We start from the raw sequence: 16,699 nt of genomic DNA, 5'->3' as shown, positions 1-16,699 counted from the left end.
ATTTTAATTTTGAGTTAAATTTGATATCATCTCGTCACATTTTTAGTCTATTCCGATACATATTCTCTTGTTTTATTGAGATTTATAACAGAATTAAAAAGTTAATGGATATAAACTGAATTGTTTCCAAGGATGTTTACTCATTAAGAGTAGACCAGAAAGTGAGGAATTAAGTCGTGCTTGAAGCTTATCGTAAACACGTCGAAGAACGTGCTTCAGAAGGCGTGGTCCCAAGACCACTGGATGCTGAGCAAGTAGCAGCATTAGTTGAATTAGTAAAAAATCCGCCTCAAGGCGAAGAAGAAGTTATTCTTGATTTACTAGAGAATCGTATTCCCCCTGGCGTTGATGAAGCCGCTTATGTTAAAGCTGGCTTCTTAACAGCAGTTACTAAAGGAGAAGTCTCTTCTCCACTTGTTAGTAAAGAAAAAGCAGCAGAATTACTTGGTACAATGCAAGGTGGTTATAATATAGAGCCTCTTGTTTCTTTATTAGATGACACTGAACTGGCACCAATTGCAGTTAAAGCACTATCACACACACTTTTGATGTTTGATGCTTTCTATGATGTAGAAGAAAAAGCAAAAGCAGGCAATGTTTCAGCGCAGCAAGTACTTCAATCATGGGCTGATGCAGAATGGTTTACATCAAAAGATAAAGTAGCTGAAAAGATCACTGTAAAAGTATTTAAAGTCACAGGTGAAACGAACACCGATGATCTTTCTCCTGCACCAGATGCATGGTCGCGTCCTGATATTCCTGTACATGCAAAAGCAATGTTGAAAATGGAACGCGATGGTATCACTCCAGATGAACAGGGTAGCGTTGGTCCTATTACTCAAATCGAAGAAATGCAAAAAGACGGCATCCCATTAGCTTATGTGGGTGATGTTGTTGGTACTGGTTCTTCTCGTAAATCAGCGACTAACTCAGTGCTTTGGTTCATGGGTGAAGATATTCCATTCGTACCAAATAAGCGCACTGGCGGTGTTTGTCTTGGTGGTAAAATTGCCCCGATCTTCTATAACACAATGGAAGATTCAGGAGCACTACCGATTGAACTTGATGTTCAAAACATGAATATGGGAGATATTATTGATATTTTCCCTTATGAAGGTGTAGTTCGTAAAAATAATGAAGAGATCTCTAGCTTTAAATTGAGCGCAGTGTTGCTTGATGAAGTTCGTGCTGGAGGTCGTATTCCTCTAATTATTGGTCGTGGATTAACAAGCCGTGCTCGTATTTCTCTTGGTTTAGAAGAAACCGATCTATTTGCTAAGCCAATTGATCCATCTGCATCTGATAAAGGCTACACGCTAGCTCAGAAGATGGTTGGTAAAGCATGTGGTGTTGAAGGCGTTCGTGCTGGTCAATATTGTGAGCCTAAGATGACAACGGTAGGCTCTCAGGATACGACGGGTCCTATGACGCGTGATGAGCTTAAAGATCTTGCATGTCTTGGCTTCTCTGCGGATCTTGTGATGCAATCTTTCTGTCACACATCGGCATACCCAAAACCTGTTGACGTAAACACGCATCACACGCTACCTGATTTCATCATGAACCGTGCAGGTGTTTCACTGCGTCCGGGTGATGGTGTTATCCACTCATGGTTAAACCGTATGCTCCTACCTGATACTGTTGGTACTGGTGGTGACTCGCATACTCGTTTCCCTCTAGGTATTTCGTTCCCTGCAGGCTCAGGTCTAGTGGCATTTGCAGCAGCAACAGGTGTTATGCCTCTTGATATGCCTGAATCTATTTTGGTTCGTTTTAAAGGTGAAATGCAACCGGGCATCACGCTACGTGATTTAGTACACGCGATTCCTCTATACGGCATCAAGCAAGGTCTACTAACGGTAGAGAAAGCAGGTAAGATCAACGAATTCTCTGGTCGTGTACTAGAAATTGAAGGCGTTGAACACTTATCTGTTGAGCAAGCGTTTGAGCTTTCAGATGCATCAGCTGAGCGTTCTGCAGCAGGTTGTACAGTTAAGTTGTCTCAAGAGTCTATCGAAGAGTACCTGAACTCAAACATCGTGATGCTTAAGTGGATGATTGCTGAAGGCTATGGTGATGTTCGTACTATCGAACGTCGTATTACTGCTATGGAAGAGTGGCTAGCGAACCCTGAGTTACTGTCTGCTGATTCAGATGCTGAATACGCTCACGTTATCGAGATCGACCTTGCTGACATCGATCAGCCAATCCTATGTGCACCAAATGATCCAGATGATGCTCGTCTTCTTTCTGACGTTCAAGGCACTGAGATTCAAGAAGTGTTCATCGGTTCTTGTATGACGAACATCGGTCACTTCCGTGCTGCTGGTAAGATGCTTGAAGAGTTCAACGGCTCGCTAAGCACTCGTCTATGGGTGGCTCCGCCAACTAAGATGGATAAAGACCAGCTAACAGAAGAAGGCTACTACGGCATCTTCGGTCGCGCTGGAGTTCGTATTGAAACTCCGGGTTGTTCACTATGTATGGGTAATCAGGCACGTGTGGCAGACAAGTCGACAGTAATGTCTACATCTACTCGTAACTTCCCGAACCGTTTGGGTACAGGTGCGAATGTTTACCTAGCGTCTGCTGAACTTTCTGCGGTTGGTGCGATTCTTGGTCGTATTCCAACGAAGGAAGAGTACCTAGAGTACGCAGATAAGATTAATGCAACCGCTGCAGATACTTACCGTTATTTGAACTTCCATAAAATGGGAGCATATACAGAGAAAGCGGATACGGTTATTTTCCAAGAGCCAGCTTAACCTTATCTTCATAAATACAAAAAGCAGCCAATTGGCTGCTTTTTTATTTAGAGGGCTGGATACTTACCTATTTCATTGAATATATTGCTGCAACATTACGAGCGGTATTTTCTACGTTAATAGCGGCTTCTTTTAATGCAAGCTCAAGAGACACTGAGCGAGGCACAACACTAAATACTGCATCAATACCATACTCATGAACAATTGCACAATCATCAGATAAACAACCTGCAATACCAATAACAGGTAAATCAAATTTTTTCGCTGTTCTTGCTACGCCAATCGGTGTTTTTCCATGAATAGTTTGGCTATCGATTCGACCTTCTCCAGTGATAACAAGATCGGCACTTGATACAACATCTGATAGATTTACGGCATCCATTACGATTTCAATACCAGGACGCAGAGTTGCACTAAATAAACCAAGTAAGGCGGCACCAAGCCCACCTGCAGCGCCAGCTCCGGCAGTGTCTTTTACGTCTTTATCAAGTTGATCTTTCATTATATCGGCATAATGGCTTAGATTGTTATCTAACGTGCTAACCATCTCAGGAGTTGCCCCTTTTTGTGGGCCAAACACGAAAGAAGCACCTTTAGGTCCACACAGTGGGTTATCAACATCGCATGCAACTTCAAGTGTAATATCATCAAGACGAGGATCTTTATTTGATGTATCGATCGTTACAAGCTGTGCTAACGAACCTCCACCAAAAGCAAGATCATTACCATCTTTATCCAGAAGTTTGATACCAAGTGCTTGAGCCATGCCAATGCCGCCATCATTAGTCGCACTACCGCCGATTCCTACAATGATGTGTTTTACACCTTTATCAAGCGCCGCTTTAATTAGTTCGCCAGTACCATAAGTAGTGGTATTTAGAGGGTTACGTAAACTTGGTTCAACAAGGTGTAAACCTGATGCAGCTGCCATCTCGATAATGGCTGTTTGGCCATCGCCAAATAATCCATAAAAACCAGTAATTTGTTCACCAAGAGGCGCAGTTACTGTGTGCTCGATAATTGAGCCTCCAGTTGCATCAATCAGTGATTGAACCGTACCTTCACCACCATCGGCCATAGGTAACTTTATATATTCAGCATGAGGTAATACTTGTTTAAATCCAGCTTCAATGGCCGTAGCGACTTCCATCGCCGTTAAACTTTCTTTGTAAGAGTCAGGAGCAATAACGATTTTCATAATATAGCCTTATTAAACAAATAAACCGAAGACGCCAAAGATGAGGGTTGAAACCGTTGCGATCATGAGACCAACCGCTGATTCGTATGGAATAAGTTTTAAACGCTCTTTAATATCCATATGTACAGCGCCACCAGTGGCATGGAAGAAACTACCGTGTGGCATGTGATCTAATACGGTTGCACCAGCGTGAATCATTGCAGCACCAGCAAGAGCTGGAACGCCAAGTTCTAGAATTGTGTGACTAAATACACTTGCTGCAACGGCAGTACCTGCGGTTGTTGATGCTGTTGCTAACGACATCATGGCACCAGAAATCGGAGCAAGTAGATAAGATGGAAGTCCAGAAGCCGTTAAGATATCTATAAGGCCAGATTTCAACCCTGAGTTTGCAATGATACCTGCTAATGTACCGGTACCAAGTAGCATTACAGCAACAGGAGCCATACGAGTTAAGCCAGAGACTGCAAAATGATTGGTATCTCTAAAGCGTCCCATTGCAACAGCACCCAGTAGACCGCCTAAAGGAAGAGCAATGAGGGGATCGACATTAATACCCGCTATTGGGCGTAGGGCTAAAAGACTGATGGCAACAAGAGGGGCTACGATTGAAGTAGTAAAACTAGGTAGGCGAGAATGATCAACAGAAACCACTTCATGAGCTTGGACTTTACTGCCTTTATTGACAAGTTTTTTAGCGATGAAATAAGCAAAGACTAACCCAAATAATCCAGGGATAACACCAGCTGCCATCACTGAAGTTAAAGGCACATTAAAAGCATCGGCTGCCGCAATCGCATTTGGGTTAGGTGACATTACGTTACCAGCTTTACCGCCGCCAACCATCGCTAATAAGATAGCCATTTTAGATAGGTCTGCACGCTGAGCAATCGCAAGTGCAATAGGAGCAACAGTAATTACAGCAACGTCTACGAAAACCCCCACAGCCGTTAAGATCATTGTTGCAACCGCTAATGCTAGTAGTGCTCTGGTTTCGCCTACTTTTTTTACTATGGTTTCTGCAATAGAGGTTGCGGCACCTGATTCAATTAATACACCAGCAAGAACACCAGCTGCAAGAATTCGTAAAACAGCGGTAACAATTCCTTGAGCACCGCCAATCATCAAGTTAACTGTATCTGTTAATGAAACGCCACCGACAATACCACCAATTAGAGCACCAATAATCATGCCATAAGCAGGCGGGACCTTTTTAAGGATGAGGGCGATAGCAACAACGAGCGCTGAAATAGCGCCTAGGGTAGATACTTCGATCATATTAACGTTCCATTTAATAATTAAGATGTCGGTAATCTAACGTTATCGTTATCAATATGCTTTAGTCGAATGCCCAAATTTCATGAGTTAAATATTTAATTCATTATGCAGTTGCACAAATTGAGTGTTATTTATTACTCATTAATGAAGCAAGATATAAATAGGTAGAATCATTTATCTTATTGATATCTAAGCCAGTTTCTTTGTTTATTTTATCAAGTCGATAACGAAGTGTATTTCTATGAATATGGAGTGATTTACAGGTTTGAGCTGAATCACAATTATGATTAAAAAAGGCTTTAAGGGTTTTGAGTAATATCCCTTTAGGATCTGCTTTTTGAAGATTAACGATAGGTTGCTTTAATTGTTCCATTCGCCAAGTATCGGATTTTAGTCCATTAATTAAAACGGGTAACTTGTTATCTTGGAAAAATAAAATGCGATGTTTAGCATTAGCAGTACTCATGGTCGCTTTTGCTGTCATATAAGATTGCGCTAGTCCTTCTAGATTTGGAAAGTAATCACCCAATGCTATTTTTATTGTGAATTTCTCATCATGGGAGATGCGTTGAAATAATTGGCGGATCCTTTTTTCTTCATGGCTTCTATTCCATCCTGTATCCGTTAATGTAATTGGTTTTAATACCACAACTTCGTTTAAGGTCACGGAGCTGATTGCCACTAAATTATCGCGCTCTGGATATTCTAATAAATGAACTAATTTTTGAAGATGGCTGAGAGAAAGGTTTTCACCATTAAAAGAATCTACCTTAATGATGGTTGCGATTCGTGGTTGATTAAGATCGAGTTCTAATCGTTCAGCAATTGAATAAAGCTGTTGTGTATTTAAGTCTGATGGTTGAATTAATTGTAGAACTAATTCTTCTTTGTGACGTTTAGACCACTGGATTTCTGTCATTAAAGCGGCTTGCTCAATGATAAGTTCGGCGGTCATTTTTACTAACTCACCGTACTGTTGGATTTCTGAAGGTTTTCCAGAAATACCAACAACCCCAATAACCTTATTTTGAAACACAATGGGTAAGTTAATCCCAGCTTTTACACCACGTAATTGTTGAGCTGTAGAGTAATCGATTTCAACTTCTCGATTTTCATTAATAGCGAGTATCGCTCCTTCATGGCGACAGTTTAATCTTGATGGGTCCCCTGAACCAATAATCACACCATACTCATCCATCACATTGACAGAGTGTTTGATAATTTTCATTGAACGCTCAACAATTTGTTTGGCGATCATTGTGGTTAACTGCATCTTTAAACCTTTTAGCTATTAAGAAAGGAGGGAGTTAGCTATAAAAAAAATAGGGATAAGATTATACTGGAGTAAAAGAGCTCGGCATTGTCTTTGATCCAAAACGTGTGAGTTAACGCCGATATAATTGTTAGGATATCCGATGGATTACGAATTTAAGAAAAATACCCTTGAGGGTACATACCATGCGAATTTTTCTATGGGGCATGAAGCCATGGGACGTTGGTTAGTTGAAGATGTAGCGAAAAATACGGATTTACTCGCAGAAATATATAAGCACATCGCTTTAATTAAAAATACACAGGATGAGTGGACGTTATCAGGCAAGGTGATGACATTAGTATTGAGCGATCAAGAAGTCATTGTTCAAGAGAACGCATTGTTTGAACAATCTGATGAAGAGTTCGAAGAAGATATTCATATGTATGATGATGAATGTATATCAGTATGTGGATTAGAAGATTTTGAAACTATGCTTCAAAGCTGGGAAGCATTTATAAATCGTTTTTAATCTAATGCTCATTGATAGGGAAAGGCTGCACTATATTAGTGCGGCCTTTTTTGTTTTGTTACTCTGCAATTCCCTATCTTATTGAATAATAATTATTTTTAATGTTGGCATACCGATTGAATTGTTAAGGATAAGTAACAAATAAATTCAAGGGACTGAGCTATGAAAATAATTAACGCCATAATTAAACCATTTAAATTAGACGATGTTAGAGAAGCGCTTGCTGATGCTGGAGTAGATGGCATGACCGTTTCAGAAGTGAAAGGATTTGGACGTCAAAAAGGTCATACTGAACTATATCGAGGGGCTGAGTATCAAGTCGATTTTCTTCCAAAAGTAAAATTAGAAATAGCGGTTCAAGCGGAAGGGGTTGACCGTATTGTTGAAGCGATCAGCAAAGCGGCGCACACAGGTAAGATTGGGGATGGAAAGATTTTCGTTTATGACCTTCAGCAAGCTGTGCGTATTCGTACTGGTGAAACCGATACCGAAGCACTTTAAGGATAGAGGACTATATTATGGAACTTTCAACAACAGTATCAGAACTTCGTTATGCGTTAGATACCTTCTTCTTTTTGATGTCAGGTGCATTAGTTATGTGGATGGCAGCAGGGTTTGCCATGCTAGAAGCAGGTTTAGTTCGTTCAAAAAATACAACAGAGATCCTAACTAAAAATATCTGTTTATATGCAATCGCTTGTACCACGTATTTAGTGGTTGGTTATAACATTATGTATGTTGATAACGGCTCAGGTGGTTTTTTACCTTCGATAGGAACCTTAATTGGTACACAGGCTGAAGGTGCCGATCATTCATTAGAATCAGACTTTTTCTTCCAGGTGGTGTTTGTAGCTACTGCAATGTCTGTGGTTTCAGGAGCGGTTGCTGAGCGTATGAAGCTATGGTCATTCCTTATTTTTTCAGCGATTTTAACCGCTTTTATTTATCCAATGGAAGGTTATTGGACATGGGGTGGTGGCTTCCTATCAGAAGCAGGATTCAGTGACTTTGCTGGCTCAGGTATCGTTCATATGGCTGGTGCATCTGCGGCGCTTGCAGGCGTTCTATTACTAGGGGCTCGTAAAGGTAAGTACGGTAAGAAAGGTCAAATATATCCAATTCCAGGTTCAAATATGCCTTTAGCTACACTGGGTACTTTTATTTTATGGTTTGGTTGGTTTGGTTTTAATGGCGGCTCTCAGTTAATGGTTTCTGACTTTGAGAATGCAACGGCGGTCGGACAGATCTTTTTGAATACGAATGCAGCAGCGGCGGCAGGAGCAATTACGGCATTATTTGTATGTAAGAGCACATGGGGTAAAGCTGATTTAACCATGGTATTAAATGGGGCATTAGCAGGTTTAGTTGCTATCACTGCAGATCCGTTATCACCGTCACCATTAGCTGCTGTAAGTGTTGGTGCAGTCGCTGGAGCTCTGGTTGTATTTAGTATTGTTGGTTTTGATAAAATTAAAATTGATGATCCTGTAGGTGCTATTTCTGTTCATGGTGTGTGTGGCTTCTTTGGCTTAATGGTGGTTCCTTTGAGTAACTCTGATGCCACATTTGGAGCGCAACTACTTGGTGCTGTTGTGATCTTCGCATGGGTATTTGGTGCAAGTTTAGCTGTGTGGGCAGTGCTGAAAGCAACCGTTGGTATTCGAGTAACTGAGGAAGAGGAGCTTGAAGGTATGGATGTACATGATTGTGGTATCGATGCTTATCCAGAGTTTGTAAGTGTAAAATAGAAAGTTAATATTTCCTTACAAATTCAAGAGCCCTAATACGAACGTATTAGGGCTTTTTTTGATAAAAATGAAATTGGATCATTGCCATTTTAAAATCTCTTCGTATAATGTCGATATTGATAATTATTCTTATTAGCATTTATAAGTAAAGATTTTAAAGGAATAACATGAAAAAATTACTATCAGTTTCTGCTTTAATTGCAGGTATGTTTGCACCAAGTGTTATGGCTGCTGAAGAAGTTAACGTTTACTCTTACCGCCAACCTTTCTTAGTTGAGCCTATGTTTAAAGAGTTCACAAAAGAGACCGGTATTCAGGTTAATGTTAAATTCGCTAAAAAAGGTTTAGCTGAGAAATTGGCTCAAGAAGGGGAATTAAGCCCTGCTGATGTTATTTTAACAACTGATATTAGCCGTTTAGCTGAATTAACTAATAAAAATTTAGTTCAACCTGTTGATAGTAAAGTTATTGATGCAAATGTTCCTGCACAATATCGTGATGCTGAAGATGAGTGGTTTGCTCTAACACTTCGCGCTCGTAACGTTTATTCATCTCGTGACCGTGTGGGTAAATTAGGTGCTGATTTTGATTATGCTGATTTAGCTAAGCCAGAATGGAAAGGTAAGATTTGTACTCGTAGTGGTAAGCATCCTTACAATGTATCTCTTGTTTCTTCAATGATTGCTCATCATGGTGAAGCAGAAGCGAAAACGTGGTTAGAAGGCGTAAAATCGAACCTTGCTCGTAAGCCTCAGGGTAATGATCGTGCACAAGTTAAAGCGATTAAAGAAGGTCTTTGTGATCTTGCTTTAGGTAATAGTTACTACTTAGGCAAAATGGTTAACGATCCAAAGCAAGTTTCTTGGGCTGAGTCGGTATACATTAACTTCCCAAATCAAAATACTGACGGTACACATGTGAATGTGAGTGGTATGGCGATGGCAAAATATGCACCGAATAAAGATAACGCATTAAAATTAATGGAGTTCTTAACTGGTGATGTAGCACAAGGTATGTATGCTGAAGTTAATTATGAATACCCTGTAAAACCAGGTGTGAAGCGTTCAGAGTTAGTTGCCTCTTGGGGAGATTTTAAAGCGGATACACTTTCTTTAGATGAAATCGCAGATAACCATACAAAAGCGATTAAGCTTTTAGATGAAGTTAAATTCGATCTTTAATTTGATATTTAATAATGGTGAGGTAACAATACCTCATCATTTTTATAAGAGCCTTGCAGTTTAGGCAATGAAAGAAAAATTATTATTCTGGAAAACCAGTAGTTGGAGTCTTTCTCTGCTACTGGTTTTACCGATCTTAGCGATCCTATACACAGCATTAGGTAATACAGATGATATATTTACTCATCTGTTTAATACTGTGCTTCCTACATACACACTCAACACGGTTTTATTAGTGTTTGGTGCGATGTTCTTCTCTCTTATTTTGGGTGTTCCTTCTGCGTGGTTTATGGCTATGTGCCGTATTCCTAGCTCTTCCATTTTACAATGGGCTTTGGTTTTGCCTCTTGCTATGCCTGCTTATATCGTTGGGTACATCTATACGGATTGGTTAGATTTTGCTGGTCCAATACAAGTGTTATTACGTGATATTTTTGGCTGGCAGTCTTATAGCGATTATTGGTTCCCAGATATTCGTACATTAACTGGTGCCATCTTAGTTATGTCTTTAGTTTTGTACCCTTATGTATATTTATTAGCTCGCGCAGCTTTTATGGAACAAAACATCAGTTTGTTACAATCAGCACGCTTACTAAAATGTACACCTTGGGAAAGTTTTAAACGTATTTCTTTACCTCTTGCTAGACCATCGATTGCTGTTGCACTGTCATTAGTTGCAATGGAGGCATTAGGGGATTTTGGTACTGTGAGCTATTTTGCGGTTAATACGTTAACGACGGCGGTTTATGATACTTGGCTTGGTTATTCAAATTTGAATGCGGCTGCCAAGGTTTCTGCTTTTATGCTGATGGGTATTTTATTGTTGATCAGTGGTGAACGTTATAGCCGCCGTAAACAAAAAATGTTCCAAGAAAAATTTAATACTAGCGAGGAATTTCAATATCAGCTGCATGGTTGGAAAAAGTGGAGCGCCTTTATTTGGTGTTGGGGACTTGTTTCGATAGCTTTTATTTTCCCATTAATGCAGTTAATCAGTTATGCCATTGATTACTTTGAGCAAAGTTGGACTGCAGAATTTCAAGAATATGCCATCAATAGTTTATATGTCTCCAGTATTTCTGCCGTTATTGCCGTAATCATTGCTGTTGTGGTTAATTTCTTACGTCGCTTAAAGCCTGCGAGTAAATGGAGCGTTATTCCTATGCGTTTGGCTTCATTGGGTTATGCTGTACCGGGAACGGTTTTAGCTATTGGCGTTATGCTACCTATGATTGGTTTGGACCATTTTATTAATGATGTATCAAAACAGTTTGGCTTTGGGGTTATTGGGCTGATTTTCTCCGGTTCTATTTTTGCGTTAATTTTTGCTTCTGTAACTCGATTTTCAGCGGTCGCTATCGGTTCTATTGAAAGTAACTTAAATAAGATACCGCCATCATTAGATATGGCTTCTCGCACATTGGGATGTGGGACTTGGTCTATGCTGTGTCGAGTACATTTTCCTTTGATTCGTCGTGGCTGTTTAATTGCGGGGCTTTTAGTGTTCATTGAGACAATGAAAGAGCTTAACGCGGCGTTATTATTGCGCCCATTTAATTTTGAAACACTGGCAACTTACGTGTTTAATTTTGCTTCTGATGAGCAACTAGAGATCGCAGCGATGCCTGCGGTGCTATTGGTTTTAGTGGGGTTAATTCCATTAATTATTGTTAACCGTTCTTTGGAGCAACATCATTAATGAAGTCTGCATTATCTATTTCAAATTTGACTTGTCGCTATCACGATCAAGATATCTTATCTCAGCTTTCATTAAATGTTGAACAAGGTGAGATTGTTTGTTTACTTGGTGCAAGTGGGTGTGGAAAAACGACGTTATTAAAATCCATTGCAGGTCTGTTGCCTTTATCGTCTGGTGAGATGAACTTAAATGGTAAGGTGATAACGGATAACAATACTTGGTTACCACCAGAGCAAAGAAACATCGGCATGATTTTTCAAGATTATGCACTTTTCCCTCATTTGACGGTGACTCAAAATATTGGTTTTGGCTTAAAGGATTGGGATAAGAAAAAAGCCGATGATAAAGTTGAGTCGATGTTACACCTAGTTCATTTAAGCGGATTTGGTGATCGTTATCCTCATCAATTGTCTGGTGGACAACAACAGCGTGTCGCCATTGCGCGAGCGTTGGCGAGTGAACCTGATTTACTTTTACTTGATGAGCCATTTTCAAATATTGATACACAAGTACGTCATGACTTGATTAAAGAGATCCGTCGAATTTTTAAGGCTCAAGGTGTGACGGCTATTTTTGTTACTCACAGTCGTGAAGAAGCCTTCGCTTTTTCAGATAAATTAGCAGTAATGAATCATGGCGTGATTGAACAGTTTGGTAGCTCTAACGATTTATATTACTCCCCTAATAGTCGCTTTGTTGCTGATTTTTTAGGTGGTGGTTCTTATGTGTCTGGTACGATTAACCAGAATGGAAATATTGATACTCAAGTTGGTTTCATCTCTTGTGGTAGAAGTACAACGGAAGCCGATAAAAAAGCTGAGGTGTTATTGCGACCACAAAATATTACCTTATATCGTGATGCAAGCGGTGAGGCGATAGTGAAAGAGCTGCAATTTATGGGGGATACGTGTCGTTATGTTATCGATAGTGATGGTGTGGAATTAATCGCTGTTTCTAATGATTCATTAACGATAGGTGAAAAAGTGAAGTTTGAAATCAAACCACATTGCCCAATTGTTTTTGTTCAAGAAAATAAATAAAAAGAACCCAGCTAACAGACTCTGATATTAGCTGGGTTAATTCTTTAGAGCTTTTGTTTTAGTTAAAACGTAGAAACTAAAGAGAAAGGAAAGCTTTCATTTCATTAAGTACTTTTTCTGCCGTTGGTTTGTCTTCCATTTCAGCAAAAATACGTAGTAATGGTTCGGTACCAGAGAAGCGAGCAATGACCCAACCTCCATTTTTAAAGTAAACTTTAGCACCATCTTCATAGCTTACTTTTTCTATTTCATATTCAAATTCAGGCAGTTGCTTCTCTACATAAATTTTATTATATAGGGCTTCTTTTTCTGCAGGTTTAAAGGTGCAATCGCCTTCCGCTGTATAGGCGTAACCATATTTAGCGTAAATCTCATCAAGCATTTCAGATAGTTTTTTACCTGTAACACTGATCATTTCAACTAATAAGCTAGAAGCGAATACGCCATCTTTACCTTTAATATGTCCACGAATGGTTAAACCACCAGAACTTTCACCACCGATTAAAGAGTCATCCGCTTCCATTTGAGAGCTGATGTGCTTAAAGCCTACAGGAACCTCAAAGCATTTTTCGCCGTGATCTGCTGCGACTTTATCAAGTAAGTGAGTCGTTGCAATATTACGAACCACTGAGCCTTTCCAGCCTTTGTACTCAAGTAAATAGTAGTAAAGGAGAATTAGGACTTCATTAGGGTGAATAAAGTTACCTTTTTCATCGATAATACCTAGACGGTCAGCATCTCCATCAGTACCAATACCAATGTCATAACCTTCGTGTGCAACTAAGTGTTTTAAGCGATACAAAGTAGCGGCACTTGGCGATGGCATTAAGCCTCCAAATGCAGGGTTTTCACCATCGTTGATAACGTCAACATCGCAACGACCATTAATTAACACCGTTTGAAGCGCATTTTTTGCTACACCAAACATTGGATCGATAAGTACACGTAAGTTGGCTTTTTTAATTGATTCGATATCAATAAAGTCGATGATTGAGTCAACAAATGCGTTCATTGGGTTAATGATTTCAATTTTTCCCGCAGTAACCGCTTCTTCAAATTCTAATGCATTAACATCTTGTTGAGTTAAATGAGCAATTTGTTGTTCGATTTTTTGGGTAATGATTTCATCGGCGTCACGACCACCTTCGATGAACACTTTCACACCGTTGTAGTCTGCAGGGTTATGAGATGCAGTGATACAAGCTGAATAGATACAACCCATCTCTTTTGTTTGGAACATAACGATAGGGGTTGGAACAAACTTATCAATAAAACTTACTTTAATGCCATTGGCTGCAACAACTTCTGCAAACCATTTTCCTGCTTTATCTGATAAGAAGCGACGGTCAAAACCAATAACAAACCCTTTATCTTGGACTTGTTCGTTAATCATAATATTTGATAGTGCTTGAGCAACAAGACGTACGTTGTCTTTGGTAAATTCTTCACCAATAAATGCGCGCCAACCACCTGTACCAAATTGAATCATAGTAAATTCCTTTTATAGTAAGGCACCAAAATAAGGTGCCTTACTTTTGTCTATAAAACTTAGCTCATCATTAAACGAGCTTAGCCCATAATTACGACAACTTCGTTAATAGAACCTTCGGCTTGAACCGGTACTGAACCCACAACTTCTGTACCATTAAGCGTAATGCTTTGAACCCCTTTACTTACAGAATTCGGGTTTTTCACCTGAATGTTGTAAGTGGCGCCACGCCATTGGCGAGTAACGGTAAATTCAGGCCAGTTTGTTGGAATACATGGATCAATCGTTAATCCATCAAAACCAGTACGAACACCCAAGATAAAGTTAGTTACTGCAAAGTAAGCCCAACCCGATGTTCCAGTTAACCAAGGGTGGTTTGCACGACCATGATCTTGGTGATCTTTACCCATAATGAATTGAACGTATGAGTATGGTTCAGCAATACGTTTTTCAATGATGTCATTTTGGTTATATGGGTTAAGTGCATCGTAGAACTTCATCGCACGGTCACCACGACCAAGTTTCGCTTCTGCTACCCAAGCCCATGGGTTTGGATGAGAGAAGATTGCGCCATTTTCTTTTACGCCTTGATAAACACGAGTAACAAAACCGATATCATCATTTGGTGTTGCAAATGATGGTGAATTTAGGTGAAGACCGTATTCAGAGAATAGGTTTTCATCAACGGCATCCATCGCTTTCTCGCCACGTTCTTGAGACACCGCACCAGAAAGTACCGCTAATGTATTTGATTCAAGATGCACTCGACCTTCGGTTTGTTGTGCTGTACCAATTTTGTCGCCATCTTTTGTTAGGCCACGAATGTACCAACCGCCTTCGTCATCCCAAAGGTGTGTTTCACACGCTTCACGAACATTTGCTGCCATTTCTGTATATTTCGTTACGTCAGCATCGTTATTACGGAATTTAGCTAAATCTAGGAACTCTTGAAGCGCCCAGAAGTGTAAGAATGAAACCATTGATGATTCACCACCACCTAGGTTTAGACAGTCGTTCCAGTCAGCTCGTAACCCTTTACAGATACCTGTTTGACCAACATATTCAGCAGAAAAATCTAATGCTGCTTTCATGTGTTCATAAACCGTTGCATCGCCACCATCAGCATATGGGATCACTTCATCAAAGAAAGAATGCTCACCGGTTTCCATTACGTATTTGATAATAGTAGGAACGATCCATAAGTGGTCATCAGAACACGTATCTTCAATACCGTGGATCTTGTCGTCGTCAGATGGTGTTGGAACCACTGTCGGTGATTTAGATGGTTTAACATCTGCTTTTTCTGGATCAAACCAATCTGGATCGAATAGATGTAGACCGTAACCTGCTTTTACTTGTCCGCGTAGTAAATCCACAATACGTTTGCGAGTCATTGCTGGGTTAGCGTGAGGCACAGAAATCGCATCTTGAGCAGTATCACGATAACCAAGACCTGTACGTCCGCCTACTTCGATGAATGAAGCAAAGCGAGACCATACAACACACGTTTCAGCTTGGTATAGCGTCCATGTGTTGATCATTGTATCTAGGCCTTCGTTTGGTGATGATACTTGGAATTTCTCACAGCGCTCATTCCAGTGATTTTTAATTTCTTGGAATGCCGCATCCACATTTGCCACGTCTTGATATTTTTCACGTAGACGTTCGCCATTACCTTTACCAATACCTAGTACGTAAGCAAAACGCACTTCTTCACCAGGTTGAATTGTGAATTGTTTATGCAGAGAACCACAGTGGTTATAACAAGTTTGCGCTGAGTTTGAACAACGTCCTTTTTCAACGGCAATCGGATTTGCTTCATCACGGTATAGACCTAAGAAGGTATCGCGTTGGCCATCGTATGAATCAGGGTCAAACGTTGAAGCTAGGTAGTAGAAGCCTTCAAAGTCATTGGTGTTGTAGTAAAGATCGTATTCAAGTACGCCATTTTTGTATTCTGTACCCGCAGAGTAAAGAGACATCTGGTGGTTTTGATTATCAGATTGAATATGGCTAAATGAAAACTCAACAAATGAGAACGTTGAAATAGTGCGTGGTTTATCGCTCGTGTTTTTAATCACGACATCCCATACTTCAGCATCTTCACCTTTTGGTACGAATAATGTTTTTGTTGCTTCAATACCGTTGTATTCACATTTGAATTTTGAGTAAGAAAGACCGTGGCGAACTTCATAGTTTGCTTCGTCTAAGCTTTTTGCTACTGGTTGCCATGAGATTGACCAGTAATCACCAGTTTCATCATCACGTAAATAAACATAATGTCCTGGGCGATCAAATGTGCCATTTGGGCGGAACTTAGTAACACGGTTGTACTCTGGAGAGTTATAGAAAGAGTAACCGCCAGCATTGTGAGAAATAACAGTACAGAACTTTTCTGTACCTAAGTAGTTAGTCCATGGTGCTGGTACGTCAGGGCGTGTGATGACATATTCACGATTGTCGTTATCGAAAAAACCGTATTTCATTTTTTTATCCTTAACTAAAATACTAATAAAT

Annotated in this window: 12 protein-coding genes; 7 read left to right on the top strand and 5 right to left on the bottom strand. The window is 40.0% G+C overall.

What is annotated here, in order from left to right:
• Positions 1–176: 176 nt before the first annotated feature.
• Positions 177–2,765 carry a bifunctional aconitate hydratase 2/2-methylisocitrate dehydratase gene (gene acnB / locus AVFI_RS11305; protein WP_005420841.1) on the top strand — a complete coding sequence of 863 codons (2,589 nt, stop codon included), beginning with the start codon at positions 177–179 and terminating at the stop codon, positions 2,763–2,765.
• A 67-nt stretch (positions 2,766–2,832) separates the two neighbouring features.
• Here the strand turns inward: acnB and AVFI_RS11300 are convergent, their stop codons facing one another.
• From AVFI_RS11300 to AVFI_RS11290, 3 genes are all read right to left on the bottom strand, one after another.
• Complete coding sequence (locus AVFI_RS11300) at positions 2,833–3,963, bottom strand: glycerate kinase (protein ID WP_012533094.1); 1,131 nt, start codon at positions 3,961–3,963, stop codon at positions 2,833–2,835.
• Between the two features lie 12 nt (positions 3,964–3,975).
• The gene (locus AVFI_RS11295; protein WP_012533727.1) at positions 3,976–5,241 is read right to left on the bottom strand and encodes a GntP family permease; all 1,266 of its coding nucleotides are present in this window, start codon (positions 5,239–5,241) and stop codon (positions 3,976–3,978) included.
• Between the two features lie 127 nt (positions 5,242–5,368).
• A complete protein-coding gene (locus AVFI_RS11290) occupies positions 5,369–6,514 on the bottom strand; it encodes a sugar diacid recognition domain-containing protein (RefSeq protein WP_012533915.1) in 1,146 nt (381 codons plus the stop codon).
• A gap of 142 nt (positions 6,515–6,656) precedes the next feature.
• On the opposite strand from AVFI_RS11290, the gene AVFI_RS11285 reads away from it, so the two are divergent.
• The 6 genes from AVFI_RS11285 to AVFI_RS11260 all read left to right on the top strand — a co-directional run bounded on the left by AVFI_RS11285 (position 6,657) and on the right by AVFI_RS11260 (position 12,693).
• Positions 6,657–7,025 carry a YacL family protein gene (locus tag AVFI_RS11285; protein ID WP_005420832.1) on the top strand — a complete coding sequence of 123 codons (369 nt, stop codon included), beginning with the start codon at positions 6,657–6,659 and terminating at the stop codon, positions 7,023–7,025.
• Between the two features lie 162 nt (positions 7,026–7,187).
• The gene (locus tag AVFI_RS11280) at positions 7,188–7,526 is read left to right on the top strand and encodes a P-II family nitrogen regulator (protein WP_005420830.1); all 339 of its coding nucleotides are present in this window, start codon (positions 7,188–7,190) and stop codon (positions 7,524–7,526) included.
• 17 nt (positions 7,527–7,543) lie between these two features.
• A complete protein-coding gene (locus AVFI_RS11275) occupies positions 7,544–8,773 on the top strand; it encodes an ammonium transporter (RefSeq protein WP_005420828.1) in 1,230 nt (409 codons plus the stop codon).
• 167 nt (positions 8,774–8,940) lie between these two features.
• Positions 8,941–9,954: a Fe(3+) ABC transporter substrate-binding protein gene (locus tag AVFI_RS11270; RefSeq protein ID WP_005420827.1), complete on the top strand. Its 1,014-nt coding sequence runs from the start codon at positions 8,941–8,943 to the stop codon at positions 9,952–9,954.
• 67 nt (positions 9,955–10,021) lie between these two features.
• On the top strand, positions 10,022–11,653 hold the full coding sequence (locus AVFI_RS11265) for an ABC transporter permease (protein ID WP_065597629.1): 1,632 nt from the start codon (positions 10,022–10,024) through the stop codon (positions 11,651–11,653).
• On the top strand, positions 11,653–12,693 hold the full coding sequence (locus tag AVFI_RS11260; RefSeq protein WP_065624700.1) for an ABC transporter ATP-binding protein: 1,041 nt from the start codon (positions 11,653–11,655) through the stop codon (positions 12,691–12,693). The genes AVFI_RS11265 and AVFI_RS11260 overlap by 1 nt, the downstream gene beginning before the upstream one ends.
• A gap of 76 nt (positions 12,694–12,769) precedes the next feature.
• Here the strand turns inward: AVFI_RS11260 and AVFI_RS11255 are convergent, their stop codons facing one another.
• Positions 12,770–14,182 carry a phosphoglucomutase/phosphomannomutase family protein gene (locus AVFI_RS11255; protein WP_005420824.1) on the bottom strand — a complete coding sequence of 471 codons (1,413 nt, stop codon included), beginning with the start codon at positions 14,180–14,182 and terminating at the stop codon, positions 12,770–12,772.
• 80 nt (positions 14,183–14,262) lie between these two features.
• A complete protein-coding gene (locus tag AVFI_RS11250) occupies positions 14,263–16,668 on the bottom strand; it encodes a GH36-type glycosyl hydrolase domain-containing protein (RefSeq protein WP_063650479.1) in 2,406 nt (801 codons plus the stop codon).
• Positions 16,669–16,699: the final 31 nt, after the last annotated feature.

It is taken from the genome of Aliivibrio fischeri ATCC 7744 = JCM 18803 = DSM 507, from assembly GCF_023983475.1.
GTDB lineage: Bacteria > Pseudomonadota > Gammaproteobacteria > Enterobacterales > Vibrionaceae > Aliivibrio > Aliivibrio fischeri.
Note: the sequence above shows the minus strand (reverse complement) of the source record. Positions and strands in the feature narration are given on the sequence as shown.

Coding starts and splice junctions, on each gene's coding strand:
- AVFI_RS11285 (WP_005420832.1), top strand. CDS start 6,657: ATGGATTACGAATTTAAGAAAAATACCCTTGAGGGTACATACCATGCG.
- AVFI_RS11265 (WP_065597629.1), top strand. CDS start 10,022: ATGAAAGAAAAATTATTATTCTGGAAAACCAGTAGTTGGAGTCTTTCT.
- AVFI_RS11290 (WP_012533915.1), bottom strand. CDS start 6,514: ATGCAGTTAACCACAATGATCGCCAAACAAATTGTTGAGCGTTCAATG.
- AVFI_RS11300 (WP_012533094.1), bottom strand. CDS start 3,963: ATGAAAATCGTTATTGCTCCTGACTCTTACAAAGAAAGTTTAACGGCG.
- AVFI_RS11280 (WP_005420830.1), top strand. CDS start 7,188: ATGAAAATAATTAACGCCATAATTAAACCATTTAAATTAGACGATGTT.
- AVFI_RS11260 (WP_065624700.1), top strand. CDS start 11,653: ATGAAGTCTGCATTATCTATTTCAAATTTGACTTGTCGCTATCACGAT.
- AVFI_RS11295 (WP_012533727.1), bottom strand. CDS start 5,241: ATGATCGAAGTATCTACCCTAGGCGCTATTTCAGCGCTCGTTGTTGCT.
- AVFI_RS11255 (WP_005420824.1), bottom strand. CDS start 14,182: ATGATTCAATTTGGTACAGGTGGTTGGCGCGCATTTATTGGTGAAGAA.
- AVFI_RS11275 (WP_005420828.1), top strand. CDS start 7,544: ATGGAACTTTCAACAACAGTATCAGAACTTCGTTATGCGTTAGATACC.
- AVFI_RS11270 (WP_005420827.1), top strand. CDS start 8,941: ATGAAAAAATTACTATCAGTTTCTGCTTTAATTGCAGGTATGTTTGCA.
- AVFI_RS11250 (WP_063650479.1), bottom strand. CDS start 16,668: ATGAAATACGGTTTTTTCGATAACGACAATCGTGAATATGTCATCACA.